This is a genomic window from Pedobacter psychrotolerans (assembly GCF_004340665.1).
Classification (GTDB): domain Bacteria; phylum Bacteroidota; class Bacteroidia; order Sphingobacteriales; family Sphingobacteriaceae; genus Pedobacter; species Pedobacter psychrotolerans.
In genome coordinates this window covers 739,755-755,864 of sequence record NZ_SLWO01000001.1, presented here as the reverse complement: position 1 = coordinate 755,864, position 16,110 = coordinate 739,755, and the positions used below count along the sequence as shown (strand labels likewise).

General features: G+C 38.8%; 15 protein-coding genes. 6 read left to right on the top strand and 9 right to left on the bottom strand.

Annotation, left to right across the window (positions count from 1 at the left end; genetic code table 11):
• The first annotated feature begins 12 nt into the window (after positions 1–12).
• A complete protein-coding gene (locus EV200_RS03305) occupies positions 13–639 on the top strand; it encodes a M23 family metallopeptidase (protein WP_132529375.1) in 627 nt (208 codons plus the stop codon).
• Positions 640–652: 13 nt separating this feature from the next.
• Here the strand turns inward: EV200_RS03305 and EV200_RS03300 are convergent, their stop codons facing one another.
• On the bottom strand, positions 653–1,516 hold the full coding sequence (locus EV200_RS03300; protein ID WP_132529374.1) for a DUF808 domain-containing protein: 864 nt from the start codon (positions 1,514–1,516) through the stop codon (positions 653–655).
• Between the two features lie 242 nt (positions 1,517–1,758).
• Between EV200_RS03300 and EV200_RS03295 the strand changes: the two genes are divergently transcribed.
• Together EV200_RS03295 and EV200_RS03290 are read left to right on the top strand one after the other, a co-directional pair.
• A complete protein-coding gene (locus EV200_RS03295; protein ID WP_132529373.1) occupies positions 1,759–1,947 on the top strand; it encodes a hypothetical protein in 189 nt (62 codons plus the stop codon).
• A 65-nt stretch (positions 1,948–2,012) separates the two neighbouring features.
• A complete protein-coding gene (locus EV200_RS03290) occupies positions 2,013–2,450 on the top strand; it encodes a hypothetical protein (RefSeq protein WP_132529372.1) in 438 nt (145 codons plus the stop codon).
• Between the two features lie 122 nt (positions 2,451–2,572).
• On the opposite strand, the gene EV200_RS03285 is transcribed toward EV200_RS03290, so the two are convergent.
• The gene (locus EV200_RS03285; protein WP_132529371.1) at positions 2,573–3,181 is read right to left on the bottom strand and encodes a hypothetical protein; all 609 of its coding nucleotides are present in this window, start codon (positions 3,179–3,181) and stop codon (positions 2,573–2,575) included.
• Between the two features lie 206 nt (positions 3,182–3,387).
• Between EV200_RS03285 and EV200_RS03280 the strand changes: the two genes are divergently transcribed.
• Positions 3,388–4,008, top strand: coding sequence for a YciE/YciF ferroxidase family protein (locus EV200_RS03280; RefSeq protein ID WP_132529370.1), 621 nt, complete (start codon positions 3,388–3,390; stop codon positions 4,006–4,008).
• 81 nt (positions 4,009–4,089) lie between these two features.
• On the opposite strand, the gene EV200_RS03275 is transcribed toward EV200_RS03280, so the two are convergent.
• Positions 4,090–5,055, bottom strand: a complete 966-nt coding sequence (locus EV200_RS03275) for an SDR family oxidoreductase (protein WP_132529369.1) — start codon at positions 5,053–5,055, stop codon at positions 4,090–4,092.
• 118 nt (positions 5,056–5,173) lie between these two features.
• The gene (locus EV200_RS03270; protein ID WP_132529368.1) at positions 5,174–6,229 is read right to left on the bottom strand and encodes an SDR family oxidoreductase; all 1,056 of its coding nucleotides are present in this window, start codon (positions 6,227–6,229) and stop codon (positions 5,174–5,176) included.
• 95 nt (positions 6,230–6,324) lie between these two features.
• Here EV200_RS03270 and EV200_RS03265 point away from each other — a divergent pair, with 95 nt between their 5' ends.
• Positions 6,325–7,113 (top strand): AraC family transcriptional regulator, encoded by a 789-nt coding sequence (locus tag EV200_RS03265; RefSeq protein ID WP_165877845.1) that lies wholly within the window; start codon positions 6,325–6,327, stop codon positions 7,111–7,113.
• A 203-nt stretch (positions 7,114–7,316) separates the two neighbouring features.
• Here EV200_RS03265 and EV200_RS03260 read toward each other — a convergent pair whose 3' ends face one another.
• Positions 7,317–7,898, bottom strand: a complete 582-nt coding sequence (locus EV200_RS03260) for a Crp/Fnr family transcriptional regulator (protein WP_132529366.1) — start codon at positions 7,896–7,898, stop codon at positions 7,317–7,319.
• 202 nt (positions 7,899–8,100) lie between these two features.
• Between EV200_RS03260 and EV200_RS03255 the strand changes: the two genes are divergently transcribed.
• Positions 8,101–9,168, top strand: a complete 1,068-nt coding sequence (locus tag EV200_RS03255) for an SDR family oxidoreductase (protein ID WP_132529365.1) — start codon at positions 8,101–8,103, stop codon at positions 9,166–9,168.
• 247 nt (positions 9,169–9,415) lie between these two features.
• On the opposite strand, the gene EV200_RS03250 is transcribed toward EV200_RS03255, so the two are convergent.
• The 4 genes from EV200_RS03250 to EV200_RS03235 are packed head-to-tail and all read right to left on the bottom strand — an operon-like array spanning position 9,416 to position 16,107.
• The gene (locus tag EV200_RS03250) at positions 9,416–10,204 is read right to left on the bottom strand and encodes a hypothetical protein (protein WP_132529364.1); all 789 of its coding nucleotides are present in this window, start codon (positions 10,202–10,204) and stop codon (positions 9,416–9,418) included.
• Complete coding sequence (locus EV200_RS03245) at positions 10,201–11,700, bottom strand: hypothetical protein (RefSeq protein WP_132529363.1); 1,500 nt, start codon at positions 11,698–11,700, stop codon at positions 10,201–10,203. Before EV200_RS03245 ends, EV200_RS03250 begins: the two co-directional genes overlap by 4 nt.
• 6 nt (positions 11,701–11,706) lie before the next feature.
• Positions 11,707–12,426, bottom strand: a complete 720-nt coding sequence (locus EV200_RS03240) for a hypothetical protein (RefSeq protein WP_132529362.1) — start codon at positions 12,424–12,426, stop codon at positions 11,707–11,709.
• Between the two features lie 42 nt (positions 12,427–12,468).
• On the bottom strand, positions 12,469–16,107 hold the full coding sequence (locus EV200_RS03235) for an acetate and sugar kinases/Hsc70/actin family protein (protein ID WP_132529361.1): 3,639 nt from the start codon (positions 16,105–16,107) through the stop codon (positions 12,469–12,471).
• Between the last annotated feature and the right edge of the window lie 3 nt (positions 16,108–16,110).

Below are 16,110 nucleotides of genomic sequence, written 5' to 3'. Positions count from 1 at the left end.
ATTTGATTCCCCATGAAAACCAGCTTGATTCTTTTCCTTGCCTTTTTATTTGTAGAAACGCCAACCATCGATAAAGATAAAAATAGGTGGAAACCTTATTACACCGATTTAGCTCCAGCCAAGACTGCCGATAGTTGGTTCTTACCTTTTAAAAGCATTGACAGAAAGAAAATAGCAAACATTAAAATCATCAGTATTTTTGGCGACCATCGCGATAGCTATTATAAAGGCCATATTCATACCGCTATTGATATCAATCCATCTATATCAAAAACTAAGCTGATAGAAGTATACGCCATGGCGAATGGGGTGGTTTGTTCCATCCATTTGGGCGAAAATCAAAAAACTGTTGTGGTAAAGCATCGGCTGAAGAATGGCACAATAATGTTTACCAGCTACAAGCACCTTAGTGAGGTTTATGTGAGCAATGGTCAAACGGTAAATCAGGATACTAAACTCGCACGCTTATTTACGAAGGAAGAAAGTAAAAAATATGGTGGCGATTATCACCACCTGCACCTCGAGATTAGAAAAAAATTTGATGATTACGGCTGCGCCAGTTGGTTAACCATGAATAAGACTCAGCTTGATGACCGCTTCTATAATCCGCAGGCATTTTTAAGAACTTATCTCAAGTAGATAAAATGATCTGCTACTTTTTAAATAGGGAAATCAGTTTTTTCACGCCTTCCGCTACACCAACAGCCAATAGTCCTGCCACTAATCCGATAGCAAACTCTTTGATTGTTGACATTAAATTGGGCAGGAAATGATGTAAAAAATCAATGTTATGAACAAAAATACCGCCAGAAACCAATATCAAGGCTACAGTTCCTGCAATGCTAAGTATCTTGATAATGACAGGTAAAGATTTGATCAATAAATTGCCCAGCGCCGAAAAGAATCCTTTATTATTGGCATGTTTGACCAACTTATATCCTGCGTCGTCCATTCGTACGATTAGTGCAACAATACCATAAACGCCCACGGTAGCTAAGATTGCCACAACTGAAACAGTAAGAATTTGGAGGGTGATACTCTTATCCAACACAGTGCCCAGCGCAATGATTACAATTTCAACTGATAGAATAAAATCTGTGGTTACTGCCGATTTTATTTTTGCTTTTTCTGCTGCTTTATCATCCTGTACAACATCTTTGGCAACTTTTCCATGTGCATGGCGATGAAAGAAATACTCTATTATTTTTTCAACACCTTCATAGGCAAGGTAAAACCCACCCAAGATTAAAATATACTTGATGGCGATGGGAAAGAAAAAATTTAACAGTAGCGCAATCGGAACAATAATGATCTTATTGATTAATGATCCCTTGGTTATAGACCAAAGCACTGGCAACTCACGGGATGACAAAAAGCCTGTGGCTTTTTCTGCATTCACCGCCAGGTCATCGCCCAAAATACCAGCAGTTTTTCTGGTGGCAATTTTAGCGGTAACCGCAACATCATCCATTAAAGCAGCTATATCATCTAAAATCGCAAAAAAACCTGAGGCCATATGATCTAATTATTTAAGGTATGCAAAATATACATTCATTTTATAATACCACGAAAACATAAAGAGATAATTGGCATAATTGTTTTAAATTTTGTTCCTGGCAGCATATTTAACATACTAGAAGATCCTGAAAGTGATTTTGCAAGACTTTTTAGTTTTTCATCTTAATGGAATCTAAACAATATGATTTAAACTAAACTTTGCCTGTTTCATACTGTTGTATTTATATAAAAAGGATGATCATGGAAAACGAAAAAAATAAAACAGAAGAATCGAAAGAAAAAAAAGTTGGTGTAATTCCGGTTGATGATCTTAAAGGCAGCGATGCCGATGGTGCCTATACTGGTGATGAAGAAAGTCCGGAAGAATTGGCAAAACAACAACTTGGGACTGATGCGGAAACAGATGATAAAACTGGGAAGGACAAATAATGAATCAGTTTAATAAATTGTTCAATAGAATGCCATCAGGTTCCTGTAAAAATAATGCTTAACATATGAACAAGGTAACAAATTTAATAGCAGGCTTTGCCGGAGCAGTTGCGCTGAATATTTTACATGAAAGCTTGAAAAATAAAAGTTCAAATGTGCCCCGTGTTGATCGCTTAGGCGAAGAAGCACTTGGCCATGCATTAGACTTTTTCGGTATAGGCGGCAAGCGGGGAAAAGCTTTATATGGCCCAACGCTTGCCGGAGATTTAATTAGTAATACCATTTATTATAGCCTGATAGGCAATGGCAATGTTAAAAACGTTTTTACAAGAAGCATTGTATCTGGATTAGCGGCTGGCATGGGTGCTGTTACGCTTCCAAAGTCAATGGGATTAAATCCTGAACCTGTTGCGAAAAATAATCAGGTAAAAGTGCTTACTGTAGCATATTATCTGGTGGGCGCACTGGTTACCGCCACGATGGTAAAAGCCTTTAGAAAATAGAACCATTTGGCCTTTATATTTTAAACCAACTAAATGGTTTAGTTAAAAGCAGTAGCTAAATTATATCAGAAATAGAAACAGTCTATTTCTGATATTTAATTGTTGTTAATTTTCATGTAATACTACGCGGGTTCCATTATTCCCTTTACAAGTAACTTCCATTGTGGATAAGACAAACCTAATTTAGCTGCACCACCTACCAATAAGTTTCTGGCATTATCTAACATATTCTCGGTATCAGTATTTGCTATTTCATTTCTTCCGTGTTCTTCTGCCTGAACAATCATTTGCAGCCTGCGAACAATAAATGTTGAGGTAGCCTCTGCTTTTAAAAAATGTGCGGGTGAGGTGTTTTCAGCCATCGGCTTTACACTAGGGCGAACCTTAATAGCAAGTAACTCTTCTTCAGCATCCTGATGTTGGATAATTTCCTCGATTCTTACCCAGTCAAAACCATCACCCGATTGAGTTCCTGGGCCAGGGATATCAATTCGGATATAATCGCCTTGCATACCTTCACGGTGTACTTCATTTCCATGTTCATCAAAAAGTTGGAAACTGGACAAACCCGATATTTCGCCCCATAGATTAATATTCAATAAACGGCGACAGGCTACTCCAAAAAAAGCAGTTGCATCATTTATTGTTTCAAAATTGCGGCTTTCCTCCACATCAATTTTACTTCCCTCCTGCTGATCGGGAATGCGATCATAGCGCTCTTTTGCTTTCATATTAATTTTTTTTACGTGTTACCATTAATAAAACAACCCTCAGGAATTAAAAGTTTAGCATTTCCAAAACAGTTTGCTTATTTCAACATGAGCCTTTAACTCATGAATATTAAACCAATGAACTTAAAGCAAAGAAGATTAAAATAGCCAAAACCTTATTCCAATAGACAGGGTTCTATTCACACATCATACTATATATAAACACTATGGCAACGACAAAAACAACTGCTAAAAAAGCAACCACCAGTAAAACAGCACCAACCAGTAAAGCATCAACCAGTAAAGCATCAACCAGTAAAAAGGCAACTACTAAAACTAAAACTGGCAAAATGGAAGATTCAGAATTTCATGAATTTTTTGTTGATGAATTGAAAGATATCTATTGGGCAGAAAAACATTTAGTAAAGGCACTTCCAAAGATGAAAAAGGCAGCAACCAGTGAAGAACTTATTGCCGCATTTGAAAAACATACAGAAGAAACACAGCAACATATCCAAACGCTTGAACAGGTTTTCGAACTATTGGGTGAGAAAGCCGCAGCAAAAAAATGCGAGGCAATGGCCGGACTTTTAGAAGAAGCTGAAGGCATCATTTCTGAAACAGATAAAGGCACCATGGTTCGTGATGCAGGTTTAATTTTAGCGGCACAAAAAGTAGAACATTATGAAATTGCTACCTATGGAACACTTAAGGTTTTCGCCGAAAACATGGGTCATCAGGATGTAGCAGATTTATTAAGCCAAACATTGGAAAATGAAAAAGCAACTGATGTAGCACTAACTGAAATTGCAGTAAGTTCTATCAATGCTGAGGCAGCGGCAGAATAATAAAAGCTTTTAATAAATTATCAGAAACGGCATTTCAAAAAGAAATGCCGTTTTTTATTGAATCAGAATTTAATTAGCAGTTTATTTTCCTGCTATTTTAACAAGGGCAATTAAAGCCAGTGAAGCAGCAATACCAGCAATGTATTTTCGGTGCGCTTTGGGTTTACCCGGAATCCCCCAACCACCATGAACCGCGTTACCATAAGGAACAGGTGTAAAGATATTTCCATTCGTGGTTGGAATGGGATCTGCTCTTTTAAGATAGCCTTTAATCACTATACCTGCAATCATTTGTGTGAGCGTAGGAAAAAGCCCTGCCGAAAGGCGCAGTAGCACCGAAACACTTCCCACCATTTTTTCTCTTCTGGGATGGTCAGCAAGACTAACAATGGCCTGTGCCAGGCGTTCCGGATCATAAACCGGTGGAGCAGGCTTCAGATATTTACCTGTATAATTTGCAGCATGTTGAATTCCGGGACTATCTAGAAAAGCTGGAAAGGCATCACAAACATGAATGTTAGGATAAGCAGACAATTCTGCCTTTAACGCTTGCCCAAATCCCCTTAAACCAAATTTACTAGCCGAATAGGCGGCTCCCATCGGCACAGCCAAAAATCCTCCTATTGAAATATTATTAATCAGAATACCTCTACCCTGCTTTTTAAAATAAGGCAAAACGGCATGTGCGCCATGCATGTAACCCAAAAGATTGGTTTTCAACACTTGTTCAGAAACTTCCATTGGAGTCTCGTCAAAGGCACCTACAGCTAATACCCCAGCATTGTTTACCCAAACATCTATACCGCTTCCAAATTCATCAGCAGCAGCAGCCAGGTTGAGTATGGCATGATAATCAGATACATCCACTTCCAGGCACTTCACCTCTGCCCCAAAGGCCTCACATTCTTCAGCTACTTCTTTTAATATGTTAAGGTTTCGTGAAGCAAGTATTAATCGCTCTTCCTTACGGGCAAATTCTAGTGCTATTGCCCTACCGGCTCCACTTGAAGCACCTGTTATCACAATGGTTCGTTTTTTAATCTCCATATAGAAATAACCTGCTTTAGAAAGGGATTGTTTTTGAAACCTTTCTTCATCAATCTAATTTTGCTTATAGCAGACTAATCGTCACCATTAAATCAATGATACCATAAATTATATTCCATCACGGAATTATCTTTTTAGCCCTTAACTCATCAAACAAGCTGTAAAACATTTGTTCCGTATCCATAAACTCATGAAAACCCAAGAGCCTTGCCTTGTTCCCGTCTGAGAAAAAATCATAATCCCATGAAAATACAAAATCGCTAAATGCCCATGATGATACCTGTTCATAGAGATGCTTTTCTAGGCCATATTGCTCCTGAATTTTTGCCCATAGCGGTGCCTTATCTGCCATAACAGTTTGCAGGGGCATGGTTAAAGGCGGGGCAACTTCCATTTCAAAATAATGGGCAATTTTCGGCCATAAATCATTCCAGCGGAAAAGATCGCCATTGGTAATATTAAATGCCTGATTGGCGCACTGTGGATTTGTTGCTGCCCAAATGGTTGCTTTAGCCAGCAGGCCGGCATCTGTAATATCCATTAATTTATCGTAGACACCTGGTTTACCCGGAAAGCGAAGCGGAAGGCCAAGGGTTTTAGAAATGGATGCATAAACGGCAATTGTCAATATTAAATTCATAGGATTACCTATGGCCGTGCCCCCTACAACAGAAGGTCGCAAGGCAGACCATGTCCAGCTTTTACCAATTTGCTGCTTCTCTAAAAACATTTGCTGATCTACGTTAAATTCTGGAGGCATGTGTCCGCCATCCGTTTCTTTCGCAGGTGTTTTAAAAGGACCTAAATGCGCACCATAAACTTTGTACCCCTGCATCAGGCTGATGTGGACTAAACCTGTTGCCACTTTTTCGATGGTGGTTACCACATTGGTTAACATGGCCAGATTGGGCGCTACCAATTCGGCCCATGTGTCTTCGTGCTGATATGCTGCATAAAAGATATGGGTAATGGCTGTTAAACCTTTTAGCTTTTCTTTACAATCTTCTGCATCTAAAAGATTTACGGATAGATAAGTGGTTTTAGCATTATTTTCCCCTCCTCGTCTGGATAGTCCGATGATTTCCCAATCTTCCAGACTTTCCAGATGTGCAATCAGATTACTGCCGATTACACCATTTGCACCCACTATGAGTGCTGTATTTTTCTGTTTCATATTAACTTAATAAGTGCGCTTATGCTCACACATCAAAGTTCCACCGAAATATTTTTCATTTTTGGTATAATTCTATGATAAATTTGTATCAATCTATGATTAAACGATACAAACAGTTTGAGCCCCTTAAAATTTCTGATTTTGAAGTTGAGGAATGGACGCATCCGCCTCACCAGCACAATCATTATGAATTAATTTACATTAAGCATGGATCGGGCTGCCATTTTATTAATTCTGTTCAGGTAGATTACAAGGGTGGTGAGGTTTTTCTAATCGGTCCCGAGGAGGCGCATTACTTTGTAGTTGAGAAAAAAACACGCTTTATCTACCTGAAATTTATCGATCCTTATCTTTATCAGGATGGAAATTTTGATCATCCAGGCATCCGTCATTTAGAATACCTGATAAAAAGCCGGGAGACACATTTATCTGCTTTTGTTTTTGACCAGCAAGATCAGTTAAGCATCAGTATGCTTTTTGATGTCATCATATCATTAAAAGAAGATTTGCTGAGGAATGAGCAACTGATCTGGATGCAGGCACTTTCCATTGCGCATATTTTACAACGAAATATGCCAGAGATTAAATCGAATGCACACCGGAGTGCAGATCTTCAGGCTGTATTTTGTTACATCCATAAATACATTTATCAGCCAGAAAAGCTTAAGGCTGCTGTAATGGCCGTGCAATTTAACCGTACAAAAGATTATATCGGTCCATATTTTAAGAAGCAAACTGGCTCTACTCTTCGTGAATACATTAAAACCTACCGAAACCAGTTAATTAAACAGCGCTTAGCGAGCGGAAGGTTTGGATTAAAGCAAATTGCCCAGGAATTTGGTCTTACCGATGAAAGCCATTTGAGTAAGTTAATGAAACTGTAGCTGGAATTTTATTTAGCGAAAAATTTTTCCTGTAAATATTTTTTTGTTTACAGAGAATTTGTTTACAAAAAGTGAAACATTTTTCCTGTAAACTTTTTTTTGTTTACAGAGAATTTGTTTCGCATTAAGATATTTCAGCATTAATCTGTTTTTTCAAACAGGGCACGGGTACAGGAGTGATGAATATTTTTTTGAATAGCCGGTTACTTTCTTGATGAGAGATTTTTTTTAATTCGACTAAGTGTTTCGGGCGCAATACCCAGGTAAGATGCAATCAGGTTTTGAGAAAGGCGCTCTGAAATTTTTGAATTCGATTCCATCAGTTCCAGATATTTTTCTTCGGCCGTATGCGTTACAGAACTCATCAAACGGCGCTCTTTCGTAACGATGCTATTTTGGTAAAGAATTCGAAAATAACGATCCATCACAGGCACGGCTAATGTAAGTGCTTCGTAATCTGCTTTGGAAATTAAAAGCAGTTCACAATCTTCAATGGCATCGATGTTAAACTCTGCTGGCTCTTCTGATAAAAAGCTATTAAAATCAGAAATCCACCAGCCCTCCCAACCAAAAAAGTTGATATGTTCGTTTCCCTTCCCATCAACATTATAGGTTCTTAACAAACCTTTAACCACAAACGCAAAGTATTTACAAACTTCACCTTCTTGTAAATGATATTGGCGTTTTCTTAGTTTTTTAGGCACAAAAAAACGAGATATAGCCAATTTATCGGCCTCTGTGAGCGAGACTTTTTCCTGAATATGGTTAAAGAGTATATTAAACATAAGTGATGATGTGGTAGAATGACAAAGGTAATTGTAAACCCTCAACAATATGCTACGTTATTATACTGAAAATAGATTTGATCCAAATCAATTTTACTTTTTGATACAGGTCATCATCATTCCAGCAGCATTGCTTTAAATTTGTATAGCATAAATGAGGCCTGAAGAATAGCTCGGTCACATAATATTTAAATAAAAAATCATGGAAAATATAGCTTTAGTAGTCGGTGCAAGTGGCATAACAGGAAGTAACCTTGCTGAAAAACTTCTCACAAAAGGTTGGGAAACTTATGGATTGGCCCGTAACCCAAATACCGAAATTAAAAATCTGAAGCCTGTGGCAGCAGACCTATTGGATATTGATAATCTTAAATTAGCGCTTGCTGACATAAGCCCAACACATGTTTACATTACCACCTGGATGCGGAATGACACCGAAGCTGAAAATATTCGGGTGAATGGATTAATGGTGCGCAACATTCTGGATGTTTTATCAGAAAAAAAATCAGTAAAACATGTAGCGTTGGTTACCGGTTTAAAGCATTATTTAGGTCCGTTTGAAGCTTATGCATCAGAAGGTTTTTTACCTGAAACACCTTTACGTGAAGAGCATCCGAGGTTAGATATAGAGAATTTTTATTATGCGCAAGAAGATGAGGTTTATGCCGCTGCTGAAAGAGATGGCTTTACCTGGAGCATTCACAGGCCACATACTGTTATTGGACAAGCTGTAGGAAATGCCATGAATATGGGTACAACTTTAGCTGTTTACGCCAGTATTTGTAAAGAAACAGGACGTAAATTTACCTGGCCAGGTTCGGCTGCACAATGGAACGGCTTATCGGATGTAACAGATGCCCGCATATTGGCCGAGCAATTAATCTGGGCATCAACTACAGAGGCTGCGAAAAATGAAGCATTTAATATTGTAAACGGAGATGTTTTTAGATGGAGTAGACTATGGAACAAAATAGCAGATTATTTTGGTGTAGAAGCCATCGGATTTAATGATGACATCCATCCACTGGAAAAAGAAATGGCCAATGATGGCGAAAAATGGCAAGAAATTGCTCTAAAATACGGACTTAAAGAAGTTTCGCTGAGCAGATTAGCGAGTGCGTGGCATACAGATCTTGATCTGGGCAGACCAATTGAGGTGATGACCAACATGGCAAAAAGCAGAAAATTAGGCTTTACCGTTTTTCAGGATACGGAGGAAACCTTTTATGAACTTTTTGATCAGCTTCGTGCAGCGAAGTTAATTCCTTAGTGATAAGTTATCACTTCAATATGTTCAAAGTTACCAACTCTTCAGGCAGGTTGCTTATTGAGTTGGTAGCTTTATATGAATATGAGAACTCTATCGCTTTTTACAAAGCTGTTCTGAATGAAGTGACTGCCCCATAGGATGTGCCAGCCGAATTTGTTGCATAAGCACGAACGTAGTAAGTTGTGCCACTTGCTAATCCGGTAACTGTGTATTTATATATTATTTATTAAATTTTATTTAAAGCCCCTTAATAAGTATCAATGGTAAGTGGCCCATTGCAGAGAGATTTGCTAAAAGGATCGCTGGCAGATCTTGTAGCTATCTGTTTAACCTCATAGTAATATTGGATTCCATTAGCTATCACCTTGCCGCCCGATCCGGATAGGCCATACTGCCCTGGTTGTGGAATAAATATAGATTCCCAACGGCTCCATTCTCCACCGTTTTCTTGGGTTGTTCGGAAGAAAAGTCTAACACTATCTGATCTTACTGTAACGCTAACTCCAGTCAATTTTTCTTCGCAGCTTTCACGCTTTGGAAGATTTTGCTCAGCTTTCTGCTGAATTTTCTTAATAAGCAGCTTTGATCGTTTTTTAGGTTGAATCTGAGTTTTAGCAGCAACACTCAACTGACTTGAATCTACCAACTGATTGTTATTTTCTTCTTTAGCTGAAAGTTCCTCTGGTCTGGGGCTAATCTGTCCATATGGTCCGGATGCAAGTAAAAGTCCCACGATTAGAAGCGCTACCGGAATACCTGCAAAAAGACTAATCTTTTTATCTAGCTTAAACTTTTTTGTAGCCACAACAATTCCAACCACAGCGCCCATCAGCAATCCAAAACAGCTCCATATAAATACCGGAGAATTTGCGCCCGATAGCCTAAAAGCATGATCTATTAATACAAACGCATTATAAGTTACCGCACCGAAGAAATTATGGAAAATAAGTAAGAGCATACCTGCAATTATATATTTCCATGCATGTTTGTCTTTTTTACTTTCGGGTATAATAAATGGTCTTACTGGAGGTTTCATATTTGCTCTATTTTTTTAATTCTCGGCCAGGCCAGTAATGGAACCAAAATGGCTATAATAAATATTAAGATGTAAACCAGGTGATTGGAAGGAACCTGCGCACTGATGTTATCCCAGACCAGCTGTGGCTTAAGCCAGCCATTTCCGCTATAAGCCCCGGCAATCAGTAATCTGATGATGCAAAAAAAAGCTGCACCCAAACCGCCATATCTTAACAGGCAAAGCATAAATGCCCGCATCGGAAATACGGTTTTAAGGGCAATCGGAATATGGATGGATTGGTAGTCAGTCTGGATTTTAAGCGAAAGCATATATAGATGATCTTTGATCAGCTTTGAAGGATCTACATTTAAATGGAAGGTAACAGACTCCTTTCCTTCCAGATCAGACAAAGTCAAATTTTTGGGAGAAATCCAGACTCCGGGAACATCACGATCAAAGCTGACTGTTGCACGTACAAATCCTTTGTTGTTCAGGCGGACGACAATCGGGTGAAAAAGTGGCTTATTCTGAATATTAAGAAATGAAAGTTCTTCTACAGCAGCTGATAAATCCGGAACCTCCATTTCTGGTGCAAACACTTCCAATAGCTTTTGCACCAGATTTCGGGAGAGGTCTTCACTCTTCTTTTCAACTGCCCGGAGTTCTGCTGCGTACTTTTGAAATTTAGAAATAATTTCACCCATTCCCCTTCTTTCGAGCCAGATTGATAAAAAACCATGATCAAAAGTAGCCAAGAGTGGTAACCAAAAGCTGGCATCTTTTCTAGCCTTTGTTACTAAATCTCCTGGCTGTAAGAAGAGTTCGTTTTCTACATAAAAAGGATAATCCGGCTCAATTGTATATACAAAATAAAGAAAATCTTGAAAGGACTCGCCCGCAGGTAATAGGGTAATAAGATCATTAAAGCGGCGATGGATCCAGATTTGCAGGTGCCCCGCAGCAAACTTATTGTAAATCTCACTGAAAAAGTCGTGGCCCATCCAACCATGATCCAGAAGTTCTTTTACGTTAGAAAAAGTCTCCTCTCCTACTTTAAATGGAAGTTCTGCATTTAACTGGTAACATATTTTGAGAAAACGCTTTTCGCTATTCCGCTCGCTGCTATGAAGCTCCATCATCTCCATAGCTAGGTCAACATTCTGATGGCTGAGGTAAGTTACATTCTCTTTCAGAAACACCACATCTTCCAGGTATTTCAAGGCTTTAACCTGGTTTTTATAAAGTACTTCGCCAAGCTTTTCCAAGCTTCTTACTTCAATCCCAAAAATATGAATCGGTCTTACCACTCGGTCCCTTCCCTGCCGTTCATCCCTTAAAGCATCCCAGTTAACGCTCAGATGAATTTCCTGTAACAGTGCACTAAACTGACGGTTATCCAAACCGAGCGTTTGTGCCTGCTTTTTTAAATGGGTTTGGTCGGAATCAGTCAGGATGCCGATTTTTTCAACCAACAAATTCCTGATGGTCTTTTTAAATGCGCTAAGTTCTTCCATTTTAACTTATCTGAATGAAATTTTAGCCTGCTCTTTAATTTCCCACTTTCCACCGGATAAGGTTAATGAACCTGGTGATTCGTTAATGATAGTACCAGAGGGCAGTGTATCGTAATGACAGGTAGGTTCCAAAAAATAATCAGCATTGCTTAATGCATATTTTTGTGCTGCCAGGTTGGCGCTTACTTTAAAACTCGCCTTATTGGGTGAAAGGATGGTAATCTCGAAAATGGTATCATTCCCTTCATTACTTAACAGTTCGGCAGCAGAAAAACCATCGACCAGATCCGCATAACGGCTATAAAAAGTTTCCTGGATTTTTTGCGGTGCTTCTGGTTTATCCCAAACCACTGTGTTATTGGCTACTTCTTCCTCCGCTGTTTGTTTTAATAATGCTGCACTTAATTCTTGTTGTAATAAAGCTAGCGCAGATTTGTCTTCTTCTCTTAAAGCGTTGATCTCTCGCATGTCATTTCTCAGGTTTTCAATTTCATGTCTGAGCTGATCTCTTTCTTCTCTGATGCGTTTAAGATCTTTTAAAAGTTTGCCACTTTTTTTTTGATCATTATTGTTTTTGAATAGCATGATTGCCAATAGAAGAACAATTACCCCCAACGCTCCATAGAGCATATTTGCACTATAAAACCATGAGCTATTTGCAGAAGGGGTTTTTGCATCGGTTGCACTTTCAGTAAGGGGCTGTGCCTGTAATTGATATACTGACATCAAGAAAAAGCCTACAAGAAATACTATTTTTTTACACATAAGTTAAGATGGATTGGATTGCGTGATGGATTTAGACAAACGGTAAAGGGTATCTTTAAATGCATAGAAAAATAGCGATTCGGGAAGCGGTTGCTCATGATCCAGCTTATGCAGGTCTTTAAGTACCTTCCTGTAACTGTCGTAAACTAATCCTTCGCCATCAAACACACCACCATTCCACTTCAATTCATTATAAACTGTTTTGGCATTTGTGATCTTGAAATCGCTCAGGAAGTCTATAATTTTTTTATCGGCCAGCGTGCGTTCTATAAATTCATTTACATTTTTCAACACGCCAATATTGACTGCATTATCCAATTCCAGGGTATCACTGATGGTGGCAGCATTGCTATCTACACTGCCTGTTTGCAAATCTCCAGACAGTACAAATTCCTGATATTTCTTTCGTGGATCACTGTCTGTTGCAGAAAAATCTGCATCTCTGGAGATTTCTACAAACTGATCCTGAAGATCAGCGCCAAAGTATTCTATCGTACCGTTGGCTGTAATTACCTTAGGATCTTCATTTACATGAACCTGAAATGAAGCCGGTATGCTCTGGTTGCTGTAAGCTTCAAATAGCAGTTTGGTGAAATTGTTAAGTTCCTTCTCACTTCCATTACAGAGTAATTTAAGGTATTGGCTACCTTTACCCGTGAACGATAAATACTGTGGCAAAGGATATTTTTTAACATCAATGATCTGGCAAATGTGGTATATAATGGCGCTATAATGTAAATACAACACAATAGATAAATTCGGATTACCATTAGTGATGGATTCGCTAAAACCAAAACTTTTATCATACCTGAAAAGCAAGCTAATCAGATCATCAGAACTCAAATTGTTATCTCTTTGTGCATTTAGAAGATATTTATTATCCTTGGTTTCAATATTATTTTCTTTTTGAAAGGTTTGATAATTACGGATAAAGCCATTATCCTTAAGGTTTCCCTTGTAGCCACTTCCCCAAATATCATTTCCGGCAAAGCGAAAAGAGCTGGCTAAATATTTGTCGTATCGCTTAGCGGTAGATTCCATAAACATCATGATATCTGTCGTACCTCCACCAATATCTACGTTCACTACATTTGCGCCATCCTGAATACCACTACCATTTTTAGTCAGAAAGAAGTAGGGCGCTACCGATTCTTTAATGGGCTCTTCTATCGTAGCAATCTTTTTCTGATCAGCATTTGGGAATACAGATAGGTAAGCTTCTTTTATAATTTTGGTGAGTTCGGTACGGGTTTTCCTGTCCATTGAGGATGGAATAGACCAAAGTACATCGAGCTGTTCGGGTTTGCAGAAATTTAGAATGGCTTTTGTTCTGATGTGTAGCATAAGCTGCTTCAGAAACAAACTTACCCTGGATTTATTGGCTATAATCTTACTTACTTCCAGATTATTTTCCAGAAGCCACTTTAGATTGGTTGTGTATACGGCACTATTGTTTGTATTTTCTTCCCGCTCAATATTAAACCCTATATTAATGTGACCGAAAAGCGCCGCAGCTTGTTTATCCATATTATTGAAGGTGGAAACTTCACATGTAGCCGTTTTAAAAGGGAAAGAAACGGTTGAATGTCCTTTTGATTTGATCACCCTTGGCATAAACTCCCTATTCACTGTTAGTTGGAGTGCAGCAAGTTGCCCAAAGTTATCGTACCGGGTTCCTAAATCTGCAGATGCCAAAGGCTCATTAAGCATGACCATTTGTTGATCGGCCTCATCGATTTCAAAAGGTAAAGGTAGTGGTGAACTTTTTTCCTTAAAGGCGATGTGTGTATTGGAAGTGCCAAAATCGATCGCAAAAGTAATGGCCTTATTGAGGTTAAGTTTGTTAAATACTCTTCCTTCAAAGTTTGGAATAATGATTCCAGTAACATCAAGCCCATTATCCTGATAACGCAGCTCCATGTAATCAAAAGATTCTTTTAACTTATAAAACCTCGATTCTGTTAATGCAGCTCCATCTATATCAGCAGCAGTAGTGCGTTCAATTACGGTGGCTTTTAGCAGCTCGGGCTGACTATTATCGGCGTACACCAGATGATCGTAGTTGTAGAAATTTAAGGATTCAAGTTGAAGTTCATCATTCTTTTCGGCCAGAAGTATAGTGAAGTCGTTCAGGTAGTTATAGGCCGGATCTTTTTCACTGATTTTATAGAATGGGAAGATTCCAATATCAGCCTTGCACATTTTAATCTGATTCCCTGAATAGGTTCGGGTGAAAGTAATTTCCCTAACGCCTTTCTTATTTTTAATCGGCACTTTTAAGGTAACCACTACCTGGCCCGGGCTGGCTTTAATCTCCAGGTTACGTTTTAAATCTTCAAAATCGAAGAAATTAAAATATTCCTTTTTAATCGGTAGCAGAAATTTGAAATCACCCCCAACGCCAGTAAAAAACTTATTCCGGTTAATTTTAAAAGGCATTTCCATTAAATAATCCTCCAAAAAATCTCCAGTGGTTAAGAACGGATAAGTAACGGTAAGTGAATCGCCTTGTGGCAATCTGCGTTCAAATAGTGGGGTATGTTGCTGCAGGAAATAATTAATTCTGGTCGTTGCATCCCAGGCGGCACGCTCTTCCATGTAATCGCCAGGAAAGTTCATGCCCTCTACCAATACCAGTGGTGCTTCTACATGGATCTGGTTTCCATCTTTATCTCGTTGCAGAGCATATTTTTGGTTAGAAGCCTGAATCACGAAATCGCTTACGTTTTTAATTTTTCTGCGCTTTACTTCTTCACTCTGATGGTAGAAAAAAATATCGTTTACTTTTAGCAGTTTGGACCCGATTTCGGTTTTAAATGGAGAATATTCATCTCCCAGCTTTTTCGTTCCGTTTGGCGCCCAATCTGAAAATTGATGTGTAAAATCAGGGAAATAACGTTCAACGGTTTTGTTAATGTATTGTCTGAGGCCTGCACAATGGGCAAACCCTGCCGGATTGCTCAATAATAATTTATAAAGATACTCTACAAAAGAACTGTCGCGTTCAAAAAGTGCACGGTGCTTGTCTCCAAAGAAGGGAACGCCATCACTTCCTTTTGGTACATTGGCAATTTGTTTATCGGCGATGTAACGGTCCCAGTTAGGCGAGGTAAAAAATAAGGTTAACGGAGAAGTTCCACCCATTAACCTGTTTTCGTAATAGATGAGGTAAATGCTTTCCGTTCCCGAAAAGCCAGAGGGTGTAGCTTGTGCATCAAATATCAGTGAAAAGGCTTTACCTAATAGCTGATGAGGATGATCTGCAGGTTTGCTTCGCAGGCGGTTCAGACTTTCCTGCACCCGCCATTCTTTAAACCATATTTTTTTGCCTGTGCCAATATCAGATGAATTGGTATTGAAAAGCAATTGGATCATGTCCAAACAATCTGAAACCAATTGATGATACACGGAAGAGCCATCAAGTCCATTCCTTTGGCTATCGGATGAAACCATTTGAAAAGCCGTATCAAATAACTCCATTCTGGCCATTGGTGATGGAATAGAAGTTCCGATTTTGGATGCACCGCGTTTAGACTGTGTATCGCTTATTTCAAAATTATCAACCCTGATCAACCCTGTTGGCGACCAGCATTTAATTTCGTTGGCATTATAGCCACTGTATTTTCTAAATGTATATGGCATATC